We start from the raw sequence: 23181 nt of genomic DNA, 5'->3' as shown, positions 1-23181 counted from the left end.
GCGGTGTGCCCAGGACCCGATCCCATCTCGAACTCGGCCGTCAAACGCACCAGCGCCCATGGTACTGTGTCTCAAGACACGGGAGAGTCGGTCGCCGCCAGGCCTGCCCAGCACAAGTTCACGTCACACGCACCACATTCCCTCGACACGACCGGTCACCGGACGACGCCACGCACACCGTGCCGCCACCGCGACCGACACTCAGACATCACCGACACCGCCGCGGGGTGGAGCAGCCCGGTAGCTCGTCAGGCTCATAACCTGAAGGTCGCTGGTTCAAATCCAGCCCCCGCAACCAACTCACCGACCAGACCGAACGAAAAGGCCCGCGCTTACACAGCGCGGGCCTTTTGCCGTTCGGGCGTCCCGTCATCGGCGGCGCGGCTTCTCCGAAAAATGCGGAGCCCTGGATTGCTTCGGCTTCGCCTCGCAATGACGGGGTGCCCTGTCCGGAGCGGGGGAGGGGTGGGCGGCCAATCCCAAAAAAGTCAGCGTGGCTTCAGTGCGCTCGAGCGGCGGTGTTCGGCGTAGATGCGCATGGCGAAGCGGCCGGCCGGGCGGGCGCGCATTTCGGCGATGGTTTGCTGGAGGATCAGCGGCATCTCGCCGTAGGTCGGGAGCGGGCCGCCGTAGCGGGGCGGGAGGACGAGGGGGCCGAGGGCGTTGGCGAAGGCCATGTCGGAAAGGGTGAAGCGGTCGCCGACGAGGTAGGGCCGGCCGTCGGCGAGCCGCGCATCGACGCCCGCCACCACCGAGCGGATCTGCGTCAGCGCCGTCTCAACGTTCGCGGGCGACAGCTTGAGGAGGTAGGTCAGCAGCCCCTTAAAGACCGGGTAGGCGAGTCGGACGGTCAGCCGCTCGAACCACGGCGTGCCCTCGCTGAGCGGGCGGAGCATGATCGCGCGGTGCGGCAGCAGGTGGAAGTAGCTGAACACCGCGACCGCGCCGCCGAGCGTCGCGTTGAAGCGCGGCCAGTCGGCCTCGACGGCGTCGCGCTCCTTCGTGCCGAATGTCGGGAGCAGCTGCAACTCGGAGGGCGCCAGGGGATCGAGCCCGTCGATCATCTTGCGCACGCTGTCGAGGGGCGGGCGGCCGGCACCGGAGAGCAGGGGGAAGTGCAGGGTCTGCGCCTTCCACAGCGTCACCGCGAAGGAGAAGATCAGCGTGTGCCGGTCCTCCCCATAGGGCACGCGGTACTGGCCGAGCAGGAAGCGGGCGAGCTCGCAATCGAGGCTCGGCGGGAAGGTGACGAGGCTCGATTCGCTCACCGGTTCTCCTCCGCGTCGTACGCGACGACGAAATGGACCGGGAACGGCGTGCCCCCGGTGTCGATGCGGCCGAGCGGGCCGGCGGCGCGGCGCAGGCCGGGGCGGGCGAGGAGCGGCTTGAGGATCGCCGGGATCAGCACCCGGTTGACGTGGGCGCCGAAGCAGGTGTGGAGGCCCTCGCCCCACAGGATGTAGTCCTCCCACGGGCGGTCGGTGCGGAAGGCGTCGGGTGCTTCGATCGCGAGGGGGTCGAACATCGCCGAGAGGTTGGCGGCGAACACCATGGTGCCCTCGGGGATGGTGCAGGCGCGCAACGTCGAGCGGGCGATCACGGTCTCGCGCAGGGCCCGGCGGTAGATCACCGGGTTGACCGGGGCGAAGCGCAGCGCCTCGAACACGTAGGCCGCCACCCCGGCATCGTCGTCGGCGCGGGCTGCGGCCATGGCGCCGGCCAGCGCCTCCGGCCGGTCGAGGAGGGCGTCGAGGGCTTGGCAGGCCGCCTTCGAGGTCGTCGGCACGGCGCCGATCAGGAGGCCGATCAGGTTGTCGCGGATGCCGGTGTCGTCGGCACCGGGCGTGCCGGAGGCCTGCAGCGCGAGGCAGCGGCCGAGCACGTCGTCGTGTTTTTCTTCCGACGCTTTGCGGGCTTGGATCGTCTCGTCGAGATAGGCGCGCAAAGCCGCCGCGGCCTCGCGAGCGCGCAGGCCGACCGCCGGGGCGGCGTTGAGGTCGAGGAACAGGTACCAGAACAGGGTCGTGGTCCAGTCGATCATCGCCCGCTCGGTGGGGCCGGGCGTGCCGAAATAGCGGCCGACCAGTTTGGCCGGCACGCGCAGGCTCAGGGCCTGGGGCACGTCGATGCGGCCGTCCTTGCCCGCGACCAGCCGCTCCGCTTGTGCGGCGGCGAAGGGCGCGACCAACGTCGAAACGTCCTCGCGGCGCATGGCGAGGCGCATCAGCGAGACGTCGCGGGTGTAGTCGGGCGTGTCGGCCATGCCGAGGAAGAAATTGCTCCCGCCGGTGATCATCCGCATGCGCGGCTCGTAGACGACGGCGAAATCCGCTTCGCGGGCGAGCACCTCCTGCACGTCCGCATGCCGCGTGACGATCGCCGTGCCGGTGTTCTCGTAGGCTTTGATCAGCGAGCGGCCGATCACGAGGTTGGGGCGAAACACTCGCAGGACGGAAAAGACCAGCACCTGCCCGCCCGGCGCGAGCAGCGCCGCCGCGAGGCGCGAGCCGAACGTGCCTTGGCCGCCCGTGAGCGCGCGGATCGCGATCCCCGCCAACCGGGCGAGCGCCGTCAGCGCCGTTGCGAGCGCGCTTACGCGCACCGCGAGCGCCCGAAACAGGTTTGTCAGAACGGACATGCCGGGCGCTCGCCTAGGTCGCAAAAAATCACGTCGGATCGACCACGCCCATGGCGATCAGGCGGAGTGCCGTCATGCTCGGGATGAAGAAGTATTCGCCGCCGCGCATCTCGACGAATTGCGGCAGCTTATCGGCGAAGAACGGCGGCTGGCCGGTCTTCGGGTCACCGGCGATGACGAACTTAGCGTCCTCGCCGTGGTTGCCGATCAGCGGGCAGGTGTCGCTGGCGACGTTGAAGTCGAGCCCGTAATTCATCCATTGCTGCTGGACGAACTCGAACTGCCGGAACAGGCTCGAACAGATCGCCAGGAAGACGATGCCCTCGTCGCCGTTGGGATCGACGTAGGGCAGGCCGCGGCGCAGGATGCGGCGGCGGTTGTTGAGCACCGAGCCGTTGGAGCTGCCCTTGTCGCCCGGCTTGTAGGTCGGGTCGAGCATGTCGCGGGGGTTGGCGCGGCGCAGGTGCGCGCCGAGCGGGCAGCGCACGCCGTCGGGATCGTCGCCGAACATGAAGTCCACCAGCGACTTGGCGAGCGGGTCGTCCTGCTGCTGGCGCCCGCCGGCCTCCTCGCTCAGCGCCACCTTGGCCTTGCGCGTGCCCCGCTCCTTCACCTTCTCCTGAAAGGCCTGCCACTCGGCGTAGGTGGGGGCGGCCATCAGCGGCACGCCGTCGGACCAGCGCCCTGCGATCTTGGCCCGCACCGTCTCCTCGGCCTCGTCCACGGGCACGCCCATGACTTTCGCGTAGCTCTCGGCGTAGCGGGTCATCGCGTCGCGGAAGGCGCTCACGTCCTGGCCGAGCTTGCGGTAGGCCATGAAGGTGCCGTTGCGGGTGAGATCGAACGGCCGGCCGGCGCTGGAGAGTTCCTGCGCCTCGTCGGGGTAGCCGAGCAGGAACTCGCCGGTGGCGAGCGCGCGCCACGTGCGCTGCGGCGTGATCGCGCCGCCGCCGATGGCGCGGATCGGCTCCATCACCGCGTCGTACTGGCCGTCGAAGACCGGATCGCCGAAGCCGTCGGTGAAGCCGAACGGCTCCTTGGAGGTCGGAACCGGCCCGTTGGCCCCCTCCCGCATGATCGCGGTAGCGTCCTGATATTCGAGGTCGCCGTCGCGGCCGTGGCCTTTCAGGATGACGACGCCGTCGTTGACCGCCGCGCACTGGTCGCGCAGCCACTGGGTCGCCCGCTCCAGATCCTCGACCGGCGTGCCGTCGGGGTTCATCGACGCGTTGAAGGCCAGCAGCGCGTGGACGCGGCGGTCGCCCTGCGGATCCTCCCAGATCGGGTCCCACTTCCACAGCGCGTCCGGATCGGGGCCGCGGTCTCCCAGGATCGCGGCGCGCAGGCCCATGCCCTCGATGAACTCGGAAGGCAGCTGGCGCAACGTCGTCGTCGGCAGGCCGAGCGCGTAGAGGCCGTAGAAGGTGAAGGCGATGTTGATCGTCACCTTGGGGCGCGACACGGTCACGCCGCCGCCCTCCGGGTAATGCGCCCGCGACTCGTCCCACTTCACCGCGGTGGTGATGGAGGGGCGGATGCGGTCGACGAAGTCGCGGCCGTCCTTCGCGTTCTTGATGTGCAGGAAGACGTAGCGCGCCTTGGGGAACCCCTGCCGCCCGTAGGCGCGCAGGATGTTACCCTGGATGTCGGCGAGATCGAGCGCCCGGGCCATGGTCACGGCTCTCCCTGGGTCGTTTCCAGCTTCGGGAAGGCGCCGGCGGCGGCGACCGGCGGGAGCGGCGGCGGCTCGCCCTCGGCGTCGTAATCGTCCAGCGACGGCAGCAGCGGACCGGGCGGGACCGGCGGCGGCGCGAGGGAGGAGCGGACGACGCCCGCCGGTTGCGTCGGGCCGGAGGGGTCGGCGGGCTTGTGCTCGGCGAGGAATTTTCCGAAGGCCGCGTGCAGCGCCGCATCGTCGCCGCCCTGGTTGTCGATGGCGAAGCGCGTGAAGGCCTGCTGCAGGTAGAGCGCCTTGAGCACCGAGGGCAGGTCGGAATCGGGCGCGGTCGGGAACGGCTCGGCGCCCTGCCGCATCACCCGCCGGTAGGCGACGAACAGGCTCGCGGCGAGCGCCGCGAGACCGAGCGCCGCGATTCCGAACCACGGCCCGCCGTGGAACAGGCCGAGCAGCACGGCGAGCGCGGTGACGGCGGCGGCCGCGAGCGGCGGCCAGATCAGCGTCTCGACCGAGAGCGAGGGCAGGCGCGGGCTCTCCGTCCAGTAATCGTTGAACGGCATCGTCGTCTCGATCTGGCAGCGCAGCACGTAATCCTGGAAGCCGCGGCTGTCCTTGATGCCCTTGAAGCCCTCGCAGGTGTCGAAGATCGAGGTCAGCTCCCGACTCATCGTCCGCCACAGCTCGTCGAGGTAGCTGCGCAACTCGCTCTCGTCGCCGGAGCGCGCGTCGAAGTCGGCCACGAACATGAGGTAGGGGCAGGGGAGCTGATCGACCGGCTCGGCGAGCACGGGGTTGGGGCCGCGCAGGGCCACCTGCAGGGAATTGCGCGGGTTGCGGCCGTTGAACACCACGTCGGTGAGGATGGCGAAGCGCGCGAAATGCGTGCGGGTGGCGCGGGAGAACGGGCTGTTGATGCCGATCCGCTCCGTCTCGGGCGATTGCAGCGCGGTCGGCAGCACGAGCAGCGCGCGGTGCAGGGCCGCGACCGGCGAGCAGGTCTGGCCGTCGTCGGTGACGAGCACGTCGGTGCGCACGGGCACGAGCACGGTCAGGAAGTAGTGGCCGCCGTCGAAATTGGGCATCGGGCGTTTCCGGATGAGAGGCGGGGCGCGGCGTCGGAACGGCGGACGGCGCCTATGCGAAGGGCGGCGTCGGCGTGCGCCCGCGGATGAAGGGCGCGCGGTTGCGGTCGGCCTCGTCGGTGTCGGTGCTGGCGATCGGGGCGTAGCCCGGCCAGCCGAGCATGTTCTGGAGGGGCTGGTGCCCGCCCGCGCCGGTCATGGCCTCGCGATAGGCCTTGGCGAAGGCCTCGGGGCCCTCGGCATGGGCCACGCTGAGCCGCCGCAACCCCTGCGCGACCCGCAACGCCGCCTTGACGTCCCGCTGGGCCGAGCCGGGCGTGGCGTTGTAATAGTAGCTCGTGTCGAACTGGTTGTCTTGGATGTAGTCCTTGAACGGCGTCACCGGGATCGAGTGCGGGTACTTGATGCTCGAATACCAGAACAGGTCCAGGCCGTTGGGGATGCCGTCGGAGAAGGCGTCGATATACTGGTCCCAGGTGCCGTTGAAGTTGCTGACGAACAGCATGTAGTCGTTGGCAAGCTGGGGCTTGCCCTGGCCGAGATCGGGCCACTGGTCGCGCCGGATCATCACCCAGCGGGCGAAGTGGATCAGCGACAGGCCGAGCAACCCTTTCAGGAAGTCCGGCATGCAGCGCGCGACCATGAACAGGAACTGGTTGATCCACGTCGTCCACGGCCGCATCGGCGTGACGACGTTCATGCCGTAGGCCTTGCCCGCCACGTTCGACACGGCGCTTCCCCCTGGTGACGACGGCCGGAGTCGCGCGCGCCCCGCTCTTCGGGGCGACGGCTCCAAATCCTTGTTATGACGCGGGTCGTTGCGACGGGCCGGCCACCGGTCCGTCGGATGGTGTCACCGGTCGCGCGGCGCGCCAGTTCAGCCGAAATTCAGTTCTACCCGACCCGATCGTTCGAAATGCATCGCTTCAAGGATCGAACCATCGATCACCTCGCGAATGTCGAGAATTCGTCGCCGATCCATCTTTGGATCGACCCACGCAACAGCATCAAAACAGATGATCCGCAATCCCGTCCCGGGCGAGATCGCGAATCCTCATCGAAATCGGGCGAACGGACGGCGAGGACCGATTCGCTTGGTCTTTATAGGGAGAAAAATTCCGATTCGACAATCGGGTTTTCCCACAGGATTTCCCGGACTCGTTGCGTGCGCCGAAACGGACGCGGCGACCCCGGCGAGAACCGGCGCCGATGCGCGATTTTTTTCGAGAGACGCCTTGCAATCCTTGGGCAATCGCCCTACCAACAATCAACCCTAGGTTTAGCGTTGGCCGACGCGATGGCGGTCCGCACGAGACCCTCGGGCCGTATCACGCGCCGCGGGCGACGCGAACACACCTGCCGTCGCGGGTGCATCACGAAACGTCGATCAGTCTTAATTTTCCGTCGCGTTCACGTCCGATCCGGATCGTCGGCTTTCGGACCGGCCGGCGCGCCTCGAAAACTCAGGTCGTCGTTACGGATGCAATATCCATGACGGCCTGTTTCACCGGCCTGACGCCGTCAGGTCGCCATTCGTCGTGTCTTGATCGACGATCAAGATATTCAGGGGAATTGCGATGAAACATTTTCTTGCCTCGATGCATCAGGCCGGGCGGTGCGCCGGCCTCGTCGCCGGGCTCGCCGTGGGATCGGCCGGGGCTCAGATCCTCCCGCCCAATCCCGATCCGACCTGCACCGTCTCGCAGGCCGATTTCAACGGCTGGTTCCAGTCGCAGCCTGGCCCGGACCAAGCGGTCAAGGCCGCCGACAGCATCAATCTCGACACCAACGGCAACTGCAATTTCTACAAGTGGTCGGCCCAGATGTTCCTGTGGCTGACTTCTCCGGCGACCGGTCCCTACCAGGGCAACCGGGTGCTCGATTCGCAGATCTTCTATCAACTCGATAAGGGGAACCTCGTCCGGCAGGACAACACGGTCCCGCGGAACCTGGCTCTGCGCGCGACCAAGTTCGGGCCCGACGGCCTGCCGATCGTCATCGACGCCGAGGGGCGTCTGCGCGAAGTGTTGCCGGCGCCGAAGCGGGTCGGCCTCACGGCCGCCGAGGGCACGGCTCCGATCGAGATCGCCGCGGTCCGGAGCACGGCGAACGGCACCGCCGATTTCCTGAACGCGCAGGGCCAACAGGTCGGGTCGCTGACGCCGAAGGTGTCCGTCGACATGCTGCCGCAGAACCTCGGCCGTCTCGCCGCCCTGGCTCCCGCGCCCCGTGCGGCGAACGACCGGGCCCTGGCCGTCACGGACCCCCGCCAGCAGATCGCGGACGCCCTCACCGCCAAGAAGGTGCTGATCGAAATCGCCACTCGCAACGGGTCCGTCTTCATGGAGGCCGGCACGGGTCGCCTCGTCAGCCTCAGCCCCGGCCAGGCCGGCGGCGACGGCGTGCTGGTCTCGCAGCAGGACGCCGTCGTGTTCTACGAGGTGCTCGTCAACGACGTCTATGCTTGGTACCTCACCGGCCGCAAGACGCCGAACGGCATCGCGCCGACCTATGACAAGAACAACGCATCGACCTTCGGCCTCTTCCCGACCACGCAGTCCGACCTGAAGGCGATCCTCGATTTCGCGCAGGCCTATGGCGGGCCGTCGAGCTTTCCGGACGGCAACGCGCTGGCCGTCGAGGTGAAGATGTCCTGGGTCGATGCCTCGACCCTGCCCAACAACGCGCAAGGCTACATTACGCGGCAGGCTTCGATCCCGGTCTACGACCGCAGCAATTCCGCGGACTGGATCCCTCAGGGCAACAAGGTCGTCACCGTCGCGCTGGTCGGGGCTCACATCGTCGGCAGCGCCAACGGTCATCCCGAGATGATCTGGGCGACCTTCGAGCATCAGGCCAACGCGCCGCTGGCCACTTACACCTATACCTCCGGCGGGCAGACGGTCACGGTTCCGAGCAACACCGCAGGCAAGTGGACGTTCTCGGCGGACGGCGCGAAACCGGTCTACAACGAGGAACTGGGCCGATACGATTCGGATACGGGCCAGATCAAAGCGGCGGCACCGCCGCTGCCGATCGGACCGGCCAACGTCCTGCGTCAGAAGGCCTGGGGCGTCGCCGCGGACGGCGTCCCCAATCAAGAGGACGCCACCCCGGCGGCGGCGGCGACGCAGGTCATCTCGCTCAACGCGGACGTGCGCGCCAAGCTCGCCGCCGCGGGGGCCGGCAGCGATCCACGCTTCAACTACTTGCTGATCGGCGCGACTTGGACCCTCGGCGGCGGCGAGCCCAACGGACAATATCCGGCCAATCCCGGTGTCAACAACGAGATCGGCACCAGCATGTTGACCAACAGCACGATGGAAACCTTCATGCAGGGCGCCGACACGAGCTTCAAGTCGGGCACCAATTGCTTCGACTGCCACGGGTCGTCGGGCCAGAATCCCAAGGTGAAGGCGGACACCTTCGTCAGCCACATCTTCGGTTCGATCAATCCGCTGCCGCTCATCGCGCAGACGAAGGGGAAATAGTCGGCCTCATCGTCGCCCCGGCCCGCTTCTCCGGGAGCGGACCGGCCCCCGTGAAGGCCCTGCGCCGCGAGCGCAGGGTTTTCTGCGCAGGGTCCTTTCATAGGCTCACGCGGCCGGCTTGCGCATCCATCGCCCCTCCGGGGTCGGGGCGTAGGTCAGGAACTCGGCGGTGCCGAGATTGACGTCTTCGATCGCCTCCGGCGCGATGCCGTCGAGTTGCACGAGGAGCGCGCGCAGCGAATTGCCGTGCGCCACCACCAGTACCGAGGCGCCCGCGCGCAGGCGCGGCAGGATCGTGCCCTCGAAGAACGGCCAGACCCGCGCGGCGGCCATGGCGAGGCTCTCGCCGCCCGGCGGCACCGCCGCGTAGGACTTGCGCCAGGACCGCACCTGCTCGGTGCCGAACCGCGCCCGCGCCTGCGTCTTGTTGAGGCCGGCGAGCGCCCCGTAGTCGCGCTCGTTCAGCGCCGCATCCGTCGCCACCGGCAGATCGGGCCGGCCGAGTTCGGAAAGCAGCAGCGACAGGGTGGTCTGCGCCCGTTGCAGCCGGCTGGTGAAGGCGACGTCGAAGTGCAGGCCACGCGCCCGCATGGCGCGGCCCGCAGCCTTCGCCTCCTCGACGCCGCGCGGCGTCAGGGCGGGATCGCGCAGGCCCGAGAACAGGTCGCGCGCGTTGTCCTCGCTCTGCCCGTGCCGCATCAGCACCAGCGTCGGCGCGCGCGTCGTTTCGTTCATGCGTGTCCCCAAGCCGGGGCGCTCGCGGCCCCTTCGGGCGCTCCTTTGCCCCAAGCTCGGCCGTAGCGCGAGGGGTCAGCCCCCTTGAAGGTTCTCGGCGAAGTCGTCGGGCACCTCGCCGAAGGCCTCCAGGATCGCGACGCTCTCCAGCTCGCCGGTCTCGTCGTCGGCCACGATCTTCAGCGCCGCCGCGCCGGGCAGCCGACCGGCCACGGCTTGCGCCTTCTTCAGGGCGCCGCTCTCCGTGCCGACGACCTCCTTCGTCCCCGGCACCAGCCGCTTGCGCTTCAGCTCGAACGCCTGGACGACGTAGGTGGTCTTCATGGCCATGGCCGGTTTGCTCCACGCGGGATGTTTCGCCGTCCGCTCTCCCACGCGGCGGCGGCGAAAGCGATGGCGATGGAGGCGCAGGGCGGCGCTCGGGTCGAAACCCGATCAGCCTGACCGTGCGAGCGGCCGCCGGGGGTGGGGAGCGGACATCGGTCCGGCAAGCGCGGAGCCGCCGCTTTCAATCCGAACCGGACCTTCAGCCCAGATCCCGCGGCGGCATCGACCGCGGCGGGGCAGCCGGCGCGCAAGCCGCGCCCGGCCTGACGGGCTCGGTCGCCGGGACCGCCGAGCCGGCCCGGCGGCGCAGGCGCAGCATCGGGCGCTCGATCGCGAACCAGCCGAGCGCCGACAGCAGCGCCGTCAGGACGAGGTAGACCAAGGCCTGGACGAGCGGCGCCTGCGCGAAGGCGTAGGCCGCGACCATCCCGGCGAGCCAGTGCCAGAGATAGATCGAGTAGCTGAGGCGGCCGATCAGGACCGGAATCCGCCGCTCCAGCAGGCGTCGCAGACCCGAGGTGCCGACGAGGAGCGCCGGGACCAGGATCAGGAAGGCGACGCCCTGCGCGCTGTAGCGGGACACGTCGCGAAAGGTCTCGTCGCGCACGAGAAACCCCGCGGCGAGGAGGCCGAGCGCGGCGGCCTGCGCGGAGCGGGCACGCAGGATCGCGAGGAAGCGCCGCGTCTCGCTCTGGACGACGAGCAGGGCGGCGAGCGCGCCGAAGGCGAGGGAATCGAAGCGCGTGTCGGTGGCGGCGTAGATGCGCAGGGCCGGCGCGGCCCCGCAGGCGGTCGCCGGCTGCGGGCCCTGGCAGAGCGCGTGGAGATGGGCGCGCCACGCCGGCTCGATGAGGCAGACGAGGACGAGGAACCCGGCCGCCATGCGCCATCCGCCCCAGCGCAGCAGCGCCAGCAGGGCGAGCGGCCAGACGAGATAGAAGTGCTCCTCGACGGCGAGCGACCACAGGATGCTGAACGGGTGCGCCACCGCCACCGGGCCGTGGGCGCCCGCGACCGTCAGGTCCGAGCGGTAGCCGGCGGCGATGTCGTAGTAGTTCGCCCCGTAGAGCAGCGCCGAGCCCCATTCGGCGGCGGTGAGCGATCCCCCCATCGCCCGGAAGACCGCGCCGGAGGCGAGGATGAAGACGAGCGCGGCGGGCAGGAGCCGCAGCATGCGCCGCAGGTAGAACCCGAGGAAGTCGATGCGGCCGGTGCGGAGATATTCGTCGGCGAGCTGGCCGGTCAGCAGGTAGCCGCTGATGAAGAAGAACAGCGTCACGCCGAACCCGCCGGGCACGACATGGGCGGGGGCCGCGTGCGAGGCCACGACGAGGAGCACGGCCACCGCCCGCAGGCCATCGAGCGCCGGGAGGTAGCGGATCGGCAGCAGGGCCGCCCGGTCCCGCTCGGGCTCGGTGGCGGCGGCGATCCCGGCCGGGAGGACGATGTCGGCCCCGCTCATCGCCGCGCCTCCTCTGCCTGATCCGGCGGAACGAAGACGCGGATGCGGTCGATCTCGAACCGCGCCGGGAACGGCGTCGTCGCGTCGGGGCTGCCGGTCCATGTGCCGCCGACCGCGAGGTTGAGGAGCAGGAACATCGGCCGGTGCAGGTCGGCGGGGGTCGCCGCCGCGAAGACCGGCGCGCCGTCGAAGGACCAGACGATGCTCTCGGCCGTCCACGTCACCGCGTAGGTGTGGAACGCCTCCGACAGATCGGGCACCGGCACCTTGCGCTGTTCCTGACGGTGGCGTCCGCCCTCGTTCGTGTGCAGCGTGACGTCGAGCGTGGTGGTGCGGTCGCCGTAGACCTCGAGGACGTCGATCTCCGGCGGCCATCCGCCCGCCCGCGCGAGCAGCCAGAAGGCGGGCCACAAGCCTTTGCCGCGCGGCATCCGGGCCCGGATCTCGGCATAGCCGTAGCGGAAGGCGAAGCTCCCGTGCGTCGTCAGCATGCCGGAGGCGTAAGGCAGCCCCTGGGCCGCGCGGCGCTCCGGCACCGAGAGCGGCCACGCCCGGATCGCCAGCACGCCGTCGCCGACCGAGAACGGGTTCGCATCGGAAAGCGGTGCCATCTCCCGGTCGGGGCGGGGATCGACGTAGTATTCCAGCTCTCGGTTGCCGCGATTGGTCCGCCAGCCGTCGGGATAGGCGAAGGCGAAGCGGCCCGGCGCCATCACCGAAGTATCGAGGCTGTCGAACGCCTCCGAGAAGGCGAGGCGCCAGCCCGCGGGCGGGCCCGCCTCCGCGGCCCGCAGCGGCCCGCCCGCGAGGAGCGCAAGAAGGACCAGCGCACCGGCCATCCGATCCCGCGCGCTCATGGGGCCGCGCCCTCCCGGCCCGCCCGCGGGGGCGGCCGCACCCGCCAGGAGGCGTCGCGCGCCAGCACCGAGAACACGACGAGATTCTGCAGCGCCGGCATGATGAAGATCGGCGCCTCGCTCAGGCCGGAGACGACCATCAGCAGGGTCACCTGATCGCGGGTCGGATCGGGCGAGCGGAGGAGGCGCCACAGCAGCCCGGCGACGAAGCCGAGGCCCGGCAGCGCCCCGAGGACGCCGAGGCCGAGCACGAGCTGGAGGCTCATGTTGTGGGTGTTGACGTGGCTTCCGTAGAAGGTCGTCGGCACGCTGTCGGCGATGAGCTGCTCGGTGCCGTTGTAGCCCCAGCCCAGCAGCGGGCGCTGCGCGATCAGGTCGGCGGCGACCGCCCAGATCTCGGTGCGCCCGGTCAGCGTCGTCAACTCGCTCGCCGACCCGCTGCGGGTGAGGCCGCCGAACACCCCGTCGAGCCCGGCGAGGCCGCCGAGCGACACGGCGAGCAGCGCGAGAACCGCCGCGGCGGCGAGCGGAACCGCCAGCACCCGCAGGCGCCCGCGCTCGCGTAAGGCCACCAGCGCCCAGGCCAGCAGACAGGCGAGCAGCGTGGTGCGGCTGTTCGACAGCAGGATCGCGGCGAGCGCCACGACGAGGCAGGCCAGGAACGCGCCGCGCGTCAGGTGCCGCTCGCGGCGGGCGCAGACGGCGAGCGTCAGCAGGTAGCCGGCCTGCTGCGCGTAGACGTTCGGCTGGCCGGACACGCCCTGGAACCGCCATTGCGGCTCGCCGTGCGAGGGCGGGATCCAGCCCATGTCGGGCACGAGGTTGCCGACCACGAGCCCGCCGCCGATGAGGGCGAACAGGCTGCCGGCCATCACCCGCAACGCCGCCCGCTCGGGGAGACGGACGGCGACGAGGCAGGCGAGCCCGAGATAGCCGATCAGCCCGATCCCGTTGACGAGGGTGTAGAGCGGCGCGAGCGACCAAGCGGCCGAGACCGTGGCGAGGACGACGTGGAGGCCCGCCAGCGCCAGCATGGGATCGCGCAGCATCCAGAGGAAACGGCGGGCCTGGAGCAGCGTGACAGTCGCGAGGAACAGCCACGCCATCAGCTTGAGGGCGTTCTGCGGGGTGAGGCCGACCTCGCCCTCCTGCCGCGGGTCGAACGCGACGTTGAGGCCGGCGAGCACGATCACGAGAAGGAGCGCGAGGCCCACGGGGCGCGCCGCCGCGGCGCCCGCCAGCACCAGCGCCAGGACGGCGAGCAGCGCGGCGAGGGCGGGCGCGGCGTAGATCGCCGGCCCGAGACGCGGCGAGAGGGCGACCGTGCCGGCCCATCCGGCTCCGATAAGGACCGGGATCAGGAGGAGGCTGCGGTCGGAGGTGGCGCCGGGTGTCATCGACGTCGCTCCGACTGGTCACGTCGGCGACGCGCATCCCCTCTCCCCGCACGCGGGGAGAGGGCTTCGGCGACCTCGTCGTCGCCGAAGCGAGGCGGCAGCCGATGGTGAGGGGGCTTTTCCGAATGCGCCTCTTGCGTCGAAGCCCCCTCACCCCCGCTCCGCTCCCTGCATGGACGACGGGGTCCATGCAGGCCTCTCCCCGCGTGCGGGGAGAGGGGGGGACCGGCGGCGACCGATCCGCCTCTCCGGCGGCGGTCGGAGACGGATTTGCGGTAAACTGAACTATCGCGCGGCATCGGCGACCGCTCCCGCTCTCGCGCCGACGACGAGTTGGTCCGGCCGGATCACGATCTCGATCACGTCGTCGGGCAGGATCGCCGTGTCCTCCTCGGCGGCGAGGCGGACGGAGCCGTCGGAGCCCTTGCGGTGGATCAGGATGTCCGGAGCGCGGCCGGTGCCGCGCAGCTGCGCCTTCAGGGCGCCGGTGTAGATCAGGCGCTCGCCCGCGGAGCGGACCTGCGCGCGCTCCCGCTCCATCTCGACCACCGTGGCCTGGAGGTTCTGGAGCAGGGCGGAGCGGTGCTCGTCCGCCGTGCGATCGAGCCGGCGCTCCAACTCGGCGAGTTCGCGCCGCGCCTGGGCCAGGCGCGTGGTCGCGTCGGTCTGCTGGCCTTTCAGCATGGCGACCGCGCGCCGTTCGTCCTCCAGGCGGTAGGTCGGCGAGATGCCGCGGGCGGCGTTGGCCGCGGTCCGGTCGATCGCCTGGACCTGCTGCTCGACGGTCGCCCGGCTCTCGCGCAGCGCGGTTTCGAGGCCGGCCACCGTCGATTTGGCCGCGCCGATCAGCGCCTCGATCGACTGGCGCTCCTTGCGGAAGTTGGCGACGCGGGTGGCGAGGTCGCGGGCTTCCAGGCCGGCGATCTGCTCGACGATGCGGGGCTCGACCGGGGCCTGCTTCAGAACGCTGAGATCGATGCTGTCGCGCCCGTCGATCTCGGCCTGGAGGCTCAGCACCCGCGCTTGGCGGCGGACGAACTCGACCCAGTGCGAGTCGTACTGGCTCTGCATCTCGGGGGCGGCGAGAAGCGGGTTCTCGGCGCGGAAGCGCAAGGCATCGTAGCCGCCGGCCACCGCCACCGCGTGGCGCACCGTCATGCCGGGCCGGTAGGGCAGGGCGCCGGGGCGGGCGACGTCGCCGCCGATGTAGAACGGGCGGTGCTCGACGAGTTCGACCGTCACGTCCGGGTTGCGCACGGTGCCGCTGGCCTCCAGGCCGGCGGTCACCGCCTTGCGCAGCTCCGCGAGGCTGAGGCCCGCGGCCGGCGCTTCGCCGAGGAAGGGCAGGGAGACGCTGCCGTCGATGTTGACCGTGACGCGGCGGCGGTAATCGGCCATGCCGAAGATCGCGACCTCGACGATGTCCCCGGTCCCGAGCCGGTACTGCGCGCAGGCGCCGCCGATACCGAACGGCATCAGGAGAGCCGCGGCCAAGAATCGGGTTCCCAAAGGGATCATCCCTTTGGCGGGGTGTGGGGCGGAGCCCCATGGATGGCTTCGCCGACCAGGGCTCCGCCCTGGACCCGCGAAGGGCTTGCCCTTCGATCCCGGATTTTTCATGGGGTGACCTCCCAGACCGTGAGAGCGAGCGCGGCGAGCAGGGTTGTCTGGGTCAGGACCGCGCGGCGCGCGGCCTGCGGCGACAGGATGTCGGCGCGGCGGAACAGGCCGATCAGGCCGGCGAACAGGACCAGGCCGGCGCCCGCGCAGGCCGCGCCCTGCCCGGCGATGCCGGCGAGCGCGTCGCCGGCCGCCATGCCCACAGTGAGGAGGGCGAGGCTCGGGCCGAAGATGCGCAGCGCCTCGCGTAGCGGAGACGCCGTCAGCACCAGGGCCATCGGGACGATCCAGGCGGCGGTGCCGAGCGGCAGGCAGGCCAGCGCCAGCCAGACGGTCGTGCCCGCGGCGCCCTCGTAGCCGGGAAACAGCAGCGCGATGACGGGCGCGGTCAGAGGGATGGCGGCGAGCGCGACCGCGGCCAGCGTGAGGCCCGCCCGTTGGATTTCACCTGCGAGAAGGGCGCTGCGCCCCTCCGGCGCGTCGGCCATGGCCCTCAGAAGCTTCGGGTAGCGCACCTGCGCCACGGTGCCGACGATGGCGAGCCCGACCAGGGCGAGGTTCGCCCCGAAGGCGAACAGCCCGAGCCGGTCCGGCGGCGAGAGCAGCGCCGCGACCCAGCGGTTGGCCGTCGTCGTCACGAGCCAGAGGGTGTTGAAGACGAACAGCGGCAGCGCGGCGCGCACCATCGGCAGGACCACGGCGGGGCGCCACGCCAGCGCATGGCGCGGCTGCGCGAAGGCGAGGGCCAGCAGCCCCGACCAGAGGGTGAGGGCGGCGAAACACCCGGTCACGCCGGCCAGCAGCAGGCCGGCGAGCCGGGGAGCGGTGAGGCCGGCCTGCTGCAACAGGGCGAGCAGAGCGAAGTCCCAGTGCTGGCTCGCGGCCCGGTAGATCGAGGTCGGGGCATGCGCCACCATGCCGAGCACGCCCGCGACCACCGCGAGCGCCGCGTCGCCCGGCGCGAACCGGCCGCTCAGCACGGCGCCCGCGACGGCGAGCGGCGTGAGAATCAGGATCGCCCCGAGGCCGAGCGCCCAGGAGGCCCGCAGCAGCTCGACGCCGCGCGCCGCCGCATCGGGCGCGCCGCAGGCCAAGTCGCGGTCGGCGAGCTGCGACAGGCCGAGATCGGCCCGCGCGGCGTACTGGAACAGCGTGCCGAGCAGAGCGAACGCGCCGAAGGCGACCGGATCGAGCAGGCGCGGCACGATCAGCGTCGTGGCCATGCTCAGCAGGCTGACGACGCAGACGCCGACCGCGTAGGCCGACGGATGCCCGAGGAACGACAGGCCGATCCGCCGCCGCACGCCCCGCAGGGCGGCGGAGCGGGGCAGCTCGGCGCAATCGAGGTCCGCGCTCACCGGGCCGCGCCCCGCGGCAGGGCGCCGGGCAGCGCCAGGGAAGCCGGCTCGGCGGCCACCGCCTCGGGGAAGCCCGGCGGGGCCTGGAGATGGCCGAGGGTGAGGAGCTGGGCGGAGGAGCGGTAGGTCTCGCTGTCCTCGTAGAAGAAGCTCAGATCGGGCTGCGCCTCGGCGATGGCGCAGTAGCGGGCGTATTCGGCCGCCCCGTCCCAGTGCTGGCCGCGCCGGGCCTCGACCAGCGCGCGGGCGTGGAAATCGGAGAAGAACTTGAAGTGGAGCAGCGCCGCGCTCACCGGCGCGGGCCGGAACGGCGTCGTGGCGTGGTTGCCGGTCCAGTGCAGGCCCGGCCGCACCTTCAGAAGCGCGACCTTGCGCAGTTCGGGCGGGAGCGCCCGGCCCCAGGGCAGGCGCGACAGGCCGAGCCGCTCGCCCAGCGGATGCAGGCGCGCCATCCGCCACGCGCGGCGCGCCAGGAGCCCCGCCCGGCCGACCTCGCGCAGCTCGGGGTAGAACACCCGCAGCCGCGGGCCGCCGACATACTCGACCGGCGCGGTGCGCGAGCCGAGACGGCGGCCTCGCGCGTAGACGCGGTCGAAATGCGGGCAGACGGGGAGGAAGGGCAGGCCGGCCGCGTAATGCGCCCGGTGGACCGGCCCGCGGCTGTACATATCGAGCATCAAGGTCTCGACGCCCTCGCTCCCCGTGGCATCGAGGAAGGCGCAGAACCGGGACAGCCGCAGGGTCTCGCAGAACGGGTAGACCAGGAGTTCGTCGGCATCGACGAACAGGCACCAGCTTCCCACCGTCAGGAACGCCAGGAGCGCGTTGATCCAGGCCATGCCGCAGCCGGCCTCGCGGAAGCTGTCGCCGGTGGCGAAGACGTGGCAATCGGGCTGGGCGAGGAGCCAGTCGCGGCTGCCGTCGGTGGAGCCGTTGTCGACGACGAAGAAGCGGTCGATCCCGAGGCCGCGGTGATGGTCGAACACGTGCGGCAGCCGGATCGCCTCGTTGCGCACGACCATCAGGGCGGAGACGGCCGAGCGGGCCGGCGAGATCGGTTTCCGGTCGAGGCGCGTGAGCGGCATGGCACTCCTCCGGGCGGCGCTAAGTTACTGTTTTGACGCGCATTCTTTCGACGAACCGGTGTCCACTTCGTCGGAATGCGCTCTAGAATTCGAGGAAGCGGCGGGCGCGGGCGAAGAGCCGGCGCCCGTTCATCGCCGCGCCCGCGAGGCCGGCGGCGAGCAGGCTGCCGAGGGCGTAGAGCGGCAGGCTCGGGAAGGCGGGCTCCCGCGGCGTTTCGGGGTGCGCCACCACCTCGACGTCGGTGCGCTGCGCGCCGCCGCTGGCGGTCTGTCCCTTCATCCGCGTGAGCGCATCGGCCAAGGCGGTGCGGTCGCTGGCGGCCTCCTGCTGCAGGCGCTCCAGCACCATCGTGGCCCGCTGCCGCTCGGTCAGGGTGGCGCGGATCGCCCGGATCTGGCCCTGGAGCGCGGCCTCGCGCCGGCTCCAGTTCTCGGCCTCGGCCGACGCGCTTCGGACGATGCGGTTCGATTCCGCCGCGATCTGCTCGGTGATGGCGCGCTGCTCGGGCGACATCACCACGGTGCGGCCCAGCGCATTGCTGAGGCTCTGCTTGAGCGCCTGGATCGTGGTGGAGGCCAGCACCTCCGGGGCGCCGTCGAGGCCGTTCGCGGCCTGCAGCGCGGCGAGCGTGCCGGCCCGCGTCGTCAGCTCGATGGCGCGCGCACGAGCGAGCGCCGCCTCCTGGCTCAGCGTGACGAGCTGCGCGTCGAGCGAGATCTGGTCGCCGCGGTCCACAAGGCCGGAGCGGGCCATGTAGTCCTCGACCGCCTGCGCGCTCGCCTGCTGCCTCGCGCGGATCAGCCCGACGCGCAGCTCCAGCCACTGGAACAGGGCGTCGGCCGCCCGGCGCTTGCGGTCGACCTGATCGGACAGGTAGGTCGAGACCAGGGTCTGCGCGATCGCCTCGGCCTTGGCCGGGTCGGCGGACCAGAACCCGACCCGCACCGTGTAGGAGCGCCGGTCGCGGGCGACGATGAGGTGGCGCCGCACGGCCTCGCGCAGCTGGCCTTGCGTGGGTGCCCCGGGATCGGGCGCCCAGCCGAGCCGCGCGAGCAGCGGGGGACGCGCGAATTCCGGGTCGTCCGCGATGGCGTGGCGGGCGATGACCGCATCGAGCACCGAGGTCGCCGAGACGAGGTCCATCTCCGATTGCACGGCGTTGTCGTCGAGCGGCTGGCGCAGGCTGAGTGCCGAGTCGGACTGCCCCTCCCGGTCGGTCGGGCGCAGGACGACGCTGCCGGCCGCCTCGTAGCGCCGCGGCAGGAACGGCCACGCGACCGCCGCCACGCACAGGACGAGGAAGAAGCCGGCGAGGAAGCGCCGGACGACGTCGCTCGTCGACGCCTCGCGCCGGGGCAGGTCGCCCGGCAGGAAGCGGACGGTCTGCCCGAACGGCGGCGGGATGCGGCGCGAAGTCAGGTCGTCCACGGGAAGGGCCCTTCGGGTCGGAGGGGAGGCGGCCGGGTCAGGTGCGCGCCAAGTTCACGTGCGCGCCAGGGCGTAGAGGCGGGCGCGCAGGCCCCCCGAGATCAGCCGGAACACCGTGTAGAGCGCGGTGATCACGAGGAACTGGCGGGTGTCGAGGAAGCCGGCGCGCAGGCAGTCGCGCCGGAACCGCAGCTCGTTGAGGGCGTAGCGCAGCCCGCCGCGGCGGCGGCGCTGGTCGAGGCTGGCGCGGATATGCACCAGCACCTTCGGGATCACCCGGAAGCGCGCGCCGTAGAGGGCGAGGCGCACGAACAGGTCGTAATCCTCCAACAGGCCGTACTTGGCCCGGTAGCCGCCGACCGCGCGAAGGGTGTTGGTGCGCACGAAGATGGTCGAGTGCTGGATGACGTTGCGCCAGCGAAGCGCCGCGATCAGCGCCTCATGCGTCACCGGCGCGACCTTGAGACGGACGGGGCCGCCGGCATCGAAGAACTCGTCGTTCCACGAGCAGATGAAGTCGCGGTCGGGCGTCTGCATCGCGCACAGGCATTGCAGCTCGATCCGGTCCGGCAGGCAGAGGTCGTCGCTGTCCATCCGGGCGGTGAAGTCGCCGGTGCAGCGGTCGAGCCCGGCGTTCAGCGCGCAGGCGAGGCCGACATTCTCGGGCAGGCGGATCACGTCGAGCCGGGCGCCGTGCGGGCCGACCGCGTGGCGGGCGATCACCGCCTCCTGTTCGTCGCCGACCGGCCCGTCGAGGACGAGCACCACCTGATCGGGCAGCACGGTCTGCGCCCACAGGCTGGCGAGCGAGGCCTCGAGGTTGGCCGCGGTCTCGCGGGCATAGGTGGACATCAGCACGCTGACGCTGGGGCGCTCGGAGCGGAGGGAGGCCGAGATGGGGGACGACATGGGCGCGCCCTCACTTGGCGCCGCAGCGGCGCAGCACCGCCCGCGGGGTGGCGAGCAGGATTTTCAGATCGAGGCGCAGGCTCCAGCCCTCGATATAGGTGCGGTCGAGGGCGACGCGGCTGTCGTAGCCGAGGTTGCTCCGCCCGCTCACCTGCCACAGGCCGGTCATGCCCGGCACAACGGCGGTGTAGAGGCTGGCGACCGGCCCGTAATGGGTCATCTCCGGGCGCGTCACGGGGCGGGGCCCGACGAGGCTCATCTGCCCGCGCAGTACGTTCACGAGCTGCGGCAGCTCGTCGAGGCTCCACTGGCGCAGGACGGCGCCGACCGGCGTCACGCGGGGGTCGCGGTCGAGCTTCTGGCTGCGGCGCCACTCGTCGTCGTCCTGCGGGTGATACGAGAGGTATTCGGTCAGGCATTCCGCGGCGCCGGGGATCATGGTGCGGAACTTCAGGCAGTCGAAGCTCCGCCCGCCCTGGCCGATGCGGCGATGGCCGTAGAACACGCTGCCGCCGTCGAGCGAGACCAGGGCGGCGACGACGAGGAAGAGCGGGGACAGCAGGAGGAGCAGAAGCGCCGCCCCGCCGACATCGAGCGCCCGCTTCGCGCCTTGCGCGAGCTGATGCGCGGTGGGACGGACCGGCGGCGCGATCAGGCCGGCCGCCGCGGGAGTCCCAAAAGTATTGCCGAGAATGTCTCCCCCGGACACCGGGTCGAGATCGATCTTCGTGCGTGCCGAACCCTCGTCCATCCCAAATCCTCCCGGTTCACGGAGAGGTCAGGGCACGCGACCGCCGATCGAAGGCGGACGCCCGGTCGGACGCCACGAGCAAGATGCCGCCGTCACGTCCGGCGCACATCGTCCCTGCTCGACACTCTGGAGAACAGTCCTGCGCCCGATCGAAGATCGCGCCGGATCGTCTGAAGAGACGCCCTGTATCCCGGTCCCTGACCTACGCCAATGCAGGCAAGCAGGACCGGTCTGGCGGCGATTCACAATCTATGCTGAAGCGGTAACTCTGGTGTGCCGATGGATTCGAGTGATCGCGTCGGCGGCAAACGCGCTCTCCTCCCCCTTGCGGGGAGGACGTAGGAGGTGGGGGTGGTTCAGAAGGCACCGCAGAGATTCCTCCTGAACCACCCCCACCCCGAACCCCTCCCCACCCAGATCGGGCTTGCCCGATCTGGGCAGGTTAGAGAGCAGATCTCGGGCAAGCCCGAGATCTGTGGGGAGGGGACACGCGCTCAGTCCTGCACGCTCAGGCGAACATCCAATCCCCGTGGTGCAGCTGCGCGGGCTGGACGTGGTCGATCGTGGTCAGCGGGGTCGGGCCGCTGCCCCAGGCGTCGAAGGCGACGTCGGTGCCGCCCGCCGCGTTCTGCGTCAGCGACAGGTGACCGTCGGCGAGCGGGTCGCCGCCGGTGTAGCCCGTGACCTTGAGCAGGTTGCGCAGGTCGATGACGTCGGTGCCGGACTGGAAGTCGGTGACGTGGCCGGCCTGCCAGGGCAGTTCGTCGAAGCGGAAGCTGTCGGCCCCCGCGCCGCCGGTCATCGTCGCCGGGCCGTGCTTGGCCACCAGCGCGTCGTCGCCCGCCCCGCCGGACAGGTGCGCCTCGTTCCAGGCCGAGGCCAGGAGGTAGTTGTCGCCCGCGTTCCCCGTGGCGGTCTGCGGGCCGCTGCCGTTGAGCTGAAGGTTCTCGACGTTGTCCGGCAGGGTGTAGTTCGAAAGCGTGGTGCGCACGAGATCGACCCCGCCGCCCGTAGCCTCGCTCACGTGGGTCGCGGCGCTCGTCACAGTGTAGGTGTCGTCGCCGGCCGCCCCCGTCAGCGTGGCGGCCCGGCCTTGATCGCCGAGCGCGTCGTTGCCGGCCCCGCCCCAGGCCGCTCCCGCCGAAGTCGTGACGGTGTGGGTGGGGTCGGCCGTCCAGGGCAGGTCCGCATACGCCGCGGGCGCGGCCGGCTCGGTGACGGGCGCCGCCGTCGTCGGCGCGGTCGCGGGCTGGGTCACCGGCTCGGTCGACGGGGCCGCCGTGACCGGCTGCGCCGTGTCGCTTCCGGAGTCGCTCGGCGGAGGCGTGCCGCCGCCAGGCATCTCGGAATAGGCGCGGATGTAGTCGATCAGCATGTGGTTGGTGCTGCCGTCCGGCTGCCCGGCCCATTGGCCGCCCGCGGCGAGGTTGGCCAGCATGTACATCGGCTGGTGCATGTCGGCGGGCGTGGCCGCCTCGTAGACCTGCTTGCCGTCGAGGTACCACGTGATCGTGTCGGGCTGCCAATCGACGCCGTAGGTGTGCATGCCGCCGCTCGACAGGCCCGGCACCTCGGTGGCCTTGTTCACAAACTGGTGCCCGTTCTGATCCCAGTGCACGGTGGTGACGAGGGAATCCGGCGACGAGCCGACGACCTCCATCACGTCGAGTTCGGGCGGCCACGCGCCGCCGCCCTGCAGCAGCCAGAAGGCCGGCCACATCCCCTGACCGTCGGGGATGTCGGCGCGCATCTCGAAGTAGCCGTAGGTCTGGCTGAACGACTTCTCCGAGTTCACCATCCCGGAGGTGTACTGGTAGCCGTTGACCAGCGCCTGCGTCGCCGCGTCGGCGGGCGCCTCCTTGATGTCGAGCACGCCGTTGGCGACCGTGTAGGTCCCGAGATGGGCGGTCGGGGCATAGTCGGCGTTGATGTACCACTCCGCCTCGCCCTGCGAGGTGTTGGTGCTGCCGTTGGCAGCCCCCCAGGGGTAGCCGGTCCCCCATTTGGCGGTGTCGAGCGTCTGACCGTTGAACTCGTCCGAGAAGGTCAGCGAGGCGGTGCCGGCGAGGTTGTTGGGGTCGATAGCCATGAATCTCCTCATGCGGCCTCGTTCCCGGCGGGACGCCGAGGCCGGATCGTTCGTGTGGGGAAGGTCTTTCGGGGTGCCGGACGCGAGAAGCGCGAGGGGCCGGAGGTCGGCCGCGTCCGATCGGGCGCATCGGGTCGGATGCACGCCGGGGCGGAAGCCCGAAAGGATCAGGAGGGAAGCCGCGCGATCCGGGGCGGACCGGCGGGACGGGTATCGCGATCTAGATAAGCCGCATGGGCACCTCCTTCGGTGGTGGCAGGGGGCCGCGCACGC

The 23181-nt window shown here is 70.8% G+C and carries 18 protein-coding genes, 1 tRNA gene and 1 rRNA gene; 3 read left to right on the top strand and 17 right to left on the bottom strand.

Annotation, left to right across the window (positions count from 1 at the left end; genetic code table 11):
• Both rrf and AAHG03_RS20385 read left to right on the top strand, forming a co-directional pair.
• Positions 1 to 103: ribosomal RNA gene (gene rrf / locus AAHG03_RS20390) — 5S ribosomal RNA — on the top strand; the annotation flags it as partial.
• Positions 104 to 221: 118 nt separating this feature from the next.
• A tRNA-Met gene (locus AAHG03_RS20385) sits at positions 222 to 298 on the top strand.
• A gap of 190 nt (positions 299 to 488) precedes the next feature.
• On the opposite strand, the gene AAHG03_RS20380 is transcribed toward AAHG03_RS20385, so the two are convergent.
• From AAHG03_RS20380 to AAHG03_RS20360, 5 genes are read right to left on the bottom strand one after another with little or no spacing between them, the layout of a single operon-like run.
• Positions 489 to 1268, bottom strand: a complete 780-nt coding sequence (locus tag AAHG03_RS20380; protein ID WP_342152800.1) for a glutathione S-transferase C-terminal domain-containing protein — start codon at positions 1266 to 1268, stop codon at positions 489 to 491.
• Positions 1265 to 2638, bottom strand: coding sequence for a cytochrome P450 (locus AAHG03_RS20375; protein WP_342152799.1), 1374 nt, complete (start codon positions 2636 to 2638; stop codon positions 1265 to 1267). The genes AAHG03_RS20380 and AAHG03_RS20375 overlap by 4 nt, the downstream gene beginning before the upstream one ends.
• 28 nt (positions 2639 to 2666) lie before the next feature.
• Complete coding sequence (locus AAHG03_RS20370) at positions 2667 to 4310, bottom strand: Dyp-type peroxidase (protein WP_342152798.1); 1644 nt, start codon at positions 4308 to 4310, stop codon at positions 2667 to 2669.
• Positions 4311 to 4312: 2 nt separating this feature from the next.
• The gene (locus AAHG03_RS20365; protein ID WP_342152797.1) at positions 4313 to 5398 is read right to left on the bottom strand and encodes a hypothetical protein; all 1086 of its coding nucleotides are present in this window, start codon (positions 5396 to 5398) and stop codon (positions 4313 to 4315) included.
• A gap of 52 nt (positions 5399 to 5450) precedes the next feature.
• Entirely contained in the window at positions 5451 to 6128 is a 678-nt protein-coding gene (locus tag AAHG03_RS20360; protein ID WP_342152795.1) for a hypothetical protein, read from the bottom strand.
• 847 nt (positions 6129 to 6975) lie between these two features.
• Between AAHG03_RS20360 and AAHG03_RS20355 the strand changes: the two genes are divergently transcribed.
• On the top strand, positions 6976 to 8889 hold the full coding sequence (locus AAHG03_RS20355; protein ID WP_342152794.1) for a hypothetical protein: 1914 nt from the start codon (positions 6976 to 6978) through the stop codon (positions 8887 to 8889).
• A 105-nt stretch (positions 8890 to 8994) separates the two neighbouring features.
• Here the strand turns inward: AAHG03_RS20355 and AAHG03_RS20350 are convergent, their stop codons facing one another.
• The 12 genes from AAHG03_RS20350 to AAHG03_RS20295 all read right to left on the bottom strand — a co-directional run bounded on the left by AAHG03_RS20350 (position 8995) and on the right by AAHG03_RS20295 (position 22908).
• Positions 8995 to 9624 carry a 2,3-bisphosphoglycerate-dependent phosphoglycerate mutase gene (locus AAHG03_RS20350; protein WP_342152793.1) on the bottom strand — a complete coding sequence of 210 codons (630 nt, stop codon included), beginning with the start codon at positions 9622 to 9624 and terminating at the stop codon, positions 8995 to 8997.
• 75 nt (positions 9625 to 9699) lie between these two features.
• Positions 9700 to 9954 (bottom strand): hypothetical protein, encoded by a 255-nt coding sequence (locus AAHG03_RS20345; protein WP_342152792.1) that lies wholly within the window; start codon positions 9952 to 9954, stop codon positions 9700 to 9702.
• A gap of 196 nt (positions 9955 to 10150) precedes the next feature.
• On the bottom strand, positions 10151 to 11413 hold the full coding sequence (locus AAHG03_RS20340) for an acyltransferase family protein (protein WP_342152790.1): 1263 nt from the start codon (positions 11411 to 11413) through the stop codon (positions 10151 to 10153).
• Positions 11410 to 12270: a glycoside hydrolase family 16 protein gene (locus AAHG03_RS20335; protein ID WP_342152789.1), complete on the bottom strand. Its 861-nt coding sequence runs from the start codon at positions 12268 to 12270 to the stop codon at positions 11410 to 11412. The genes AAHG03_RS20340 and AAHG03_RS20335 overlap by 4 nt, the downstream gene beginning before the upstream one ends.
• Positions 12267 to 13667, bottom strand: a complete 1401-nt coding sequence (locus AAHG03_RS20330) for an O-antigen ligase family protein (RefSeq protein WP_342152788.1) — start codon at positions 13665 to 13667, stop codon at positions 12267 to 12269. Before AAHG03_RS20330 ends, AAHG03_RS20335 begins: the two co-directional genes overlap by 4 nt.
• A 285-nt stretch (positions 13668 to 13952) precedes the next feature.
• Positions 13953 to 15161: a polysaccharide biosynthesis/export family protein gene (locus tag AAHG03_RS20325; protein ID WP_342152787.1), complete on the bottom strand. Its 1209-nt coding sequence runs from the start codon at positions 15159 to 15161 to the stop codon at positions 13953 to 13955.
• Between the two features lie 122 nt (positions 15162 to 15283).
• Complete coding sequence (locus AAHG03_RS20320) at positions 15284 to 16645, bottom strand: lipopolysaccharide biosynthesis protein (RefSeq protein ID WP_342152786.1); 1362 nt, start codon at positions 16643 to 16645, stop codon at positions 15284 to 15286.
• Positions 16642 to 17730, bottom strand: a complete 1089-nt coding sequence (locus AAHG03_RS20315; protein WP_342152784.1) for a glycosyltransferase family 2 protein — start codon at positions 17728 to 17730, stop codon at positions 16642 to 16644. Before AAHG03_RS20315 ends, AAHG03_RS20320 begins: the two co-directional genes overlap by 4 nt.
• 82 nt (positions 17731 to 17812) lie before the next feature.
• Entirely contained in the window at positions 17813 to 19159 is a 1347-nt protein-coding gene (locus AAHG03_RS20310; protein WP_342152782.1) for a GumC family protein, read from the bottom strand.
• Between the two features lie 54 nt (positions 19160 to 19213).
• Positions 19214 to 20068: a glycosyltransferase gene (locus tag AAHG03_RS20305; protein WP_342152780.1), complete on the bottom strand. Its 855-nt coding sequence runs from the start codon at positions 20066 to 20068 to the stop codon at positions 19214 to 19216.
• A 10-nt stretch (positions 20069 to 20078) separates the two neighbouring features.
• A complete protein-coding gene (locus AAHG03_RS20300; RefSeq protein WP_342152779.1) occupies positions 20079 to 20819 on the bottom strand; it encodes a sugar transferase in 741 nt (246 codons plus the stop codon).
• Positions 20820 to 21327: 508 nt separating this feature from the next.
• Complete coding sequence (locus tag AAHG03_RS20295) at positions 21328 to 22908, bottom strand: family 16 glycosylhydrolase (RefSeq protein ID WP_342152777.1); 1581 nt, start codon at positions 22906 to 22908, stop codon at positions 21328 to 21330.
• Between the last annotated feature and the right edge of the window lie 273 nt (positions 22909 to 23181).

The sequence above is a fragment of the Methylorubrum subtropicum genome (assembly GCF_038442325.1).
GTDB lineage: Bacteria > Pseudomonadota > Alphaproteobacteria > Rhizobiales > Beijerinckiaceae > Methylobacterium > Methylobacterium subtropicum.
This window is presented reverse-complemented; position numbering and strand designations above follow the sequence as displayed.

Coding starts and splice junctions, on each gene's coding strand:
- AAHG03_RS20375 (WP_342152799.1), bottom strand. CDS start 2,638: ATGTCCGTTCTGACAAACCTGTTTCGGGCGCTCGCGGTGCGCGTAAGC.
- AAHG03_RS20370 (WP_342152798.1), bottom strand. CDS start 4,310: ATGGCCCGGGCGCTCGATCTCGCCGACATCCAGGGTAACATCCTGCGC.
- AAHG03_RS20365 (WP_342152797.1), bottom strand. CDS start 5,398: ATGCCCAATTTCGACGGCGGCCACTACTTCCTGACCGTGCTCGTGCCC.
- AAHG03_RS20355 (WP_342152794.1), top strand. CDS start 6,976: ATGAAACATTTTCTTGCCTCGATGCATCAGGCCGGGCGGTGCGCCGGC.
- AAHG03_RS20350 (WP_342152793.1), bottom strand. CDS start 9,624: ATGAACGAAACGACGCGCGCGCCGACGCTGGTGCTGATGCGGCACGGG.
- AAHG03_RS20345 (WP_342152792.1), bottom strand. CDS start 9,954: ATGGCCATGAAGACCACCTACGTCGTCCAGGCGTTCGAGCTGAAGCGC.
- AAHG03_RS20340 (WP_342152790.1), bottom strand. CDS start 11,413: ATGAGCGGGGCCGACATCGTCCTCCCGGCCGGGATCGCCGCCGCCACC.
- AAHG03_RS20335 (WP_342152789.1), bottom strand. CDS start 12,270: ATGAGCGCGCGGGATCGGATGGCCGGTGCGCTGGTCCTTCTTGCGCTC.
- AAHG03_RS20330 (WP_342152788.1), bottom strand. CDS start 13,667: ATGACACCCGGCGCCACCTCCGACCGCAGCCTCCTCCTGATCCCGGTC.
- AAHG03_RS20315 (WP_342152784.1), bottom strand. CDS start 17,730: ATGCCGCTCACGCGCCTCGACCGGAAACCGATCTCGCCGGCCCGCTCG.
- AAHG03_RS20305 (WP_342152780.1), bottom strand. CDS start 20,068: ATGTCGTCCCCCATCTCGGCCTCCCTCCGCTCCGAGCGCCCCAGCGTC.
- AAHG03_RS20300 (WP_342152779.1), bottom strand. CDS start 20,819: ATGGACGAGGGTTCGGCACGCACGAAGATCGATCTCGACCCGGTGTCC.
- AAHG03_RS20295 (WP_342152777.1), bottom strand. CDS start 22,908: ATGGCTATCGACCCCAACAACCTCGCCGGCACCGCCTCGCTGACCTTC.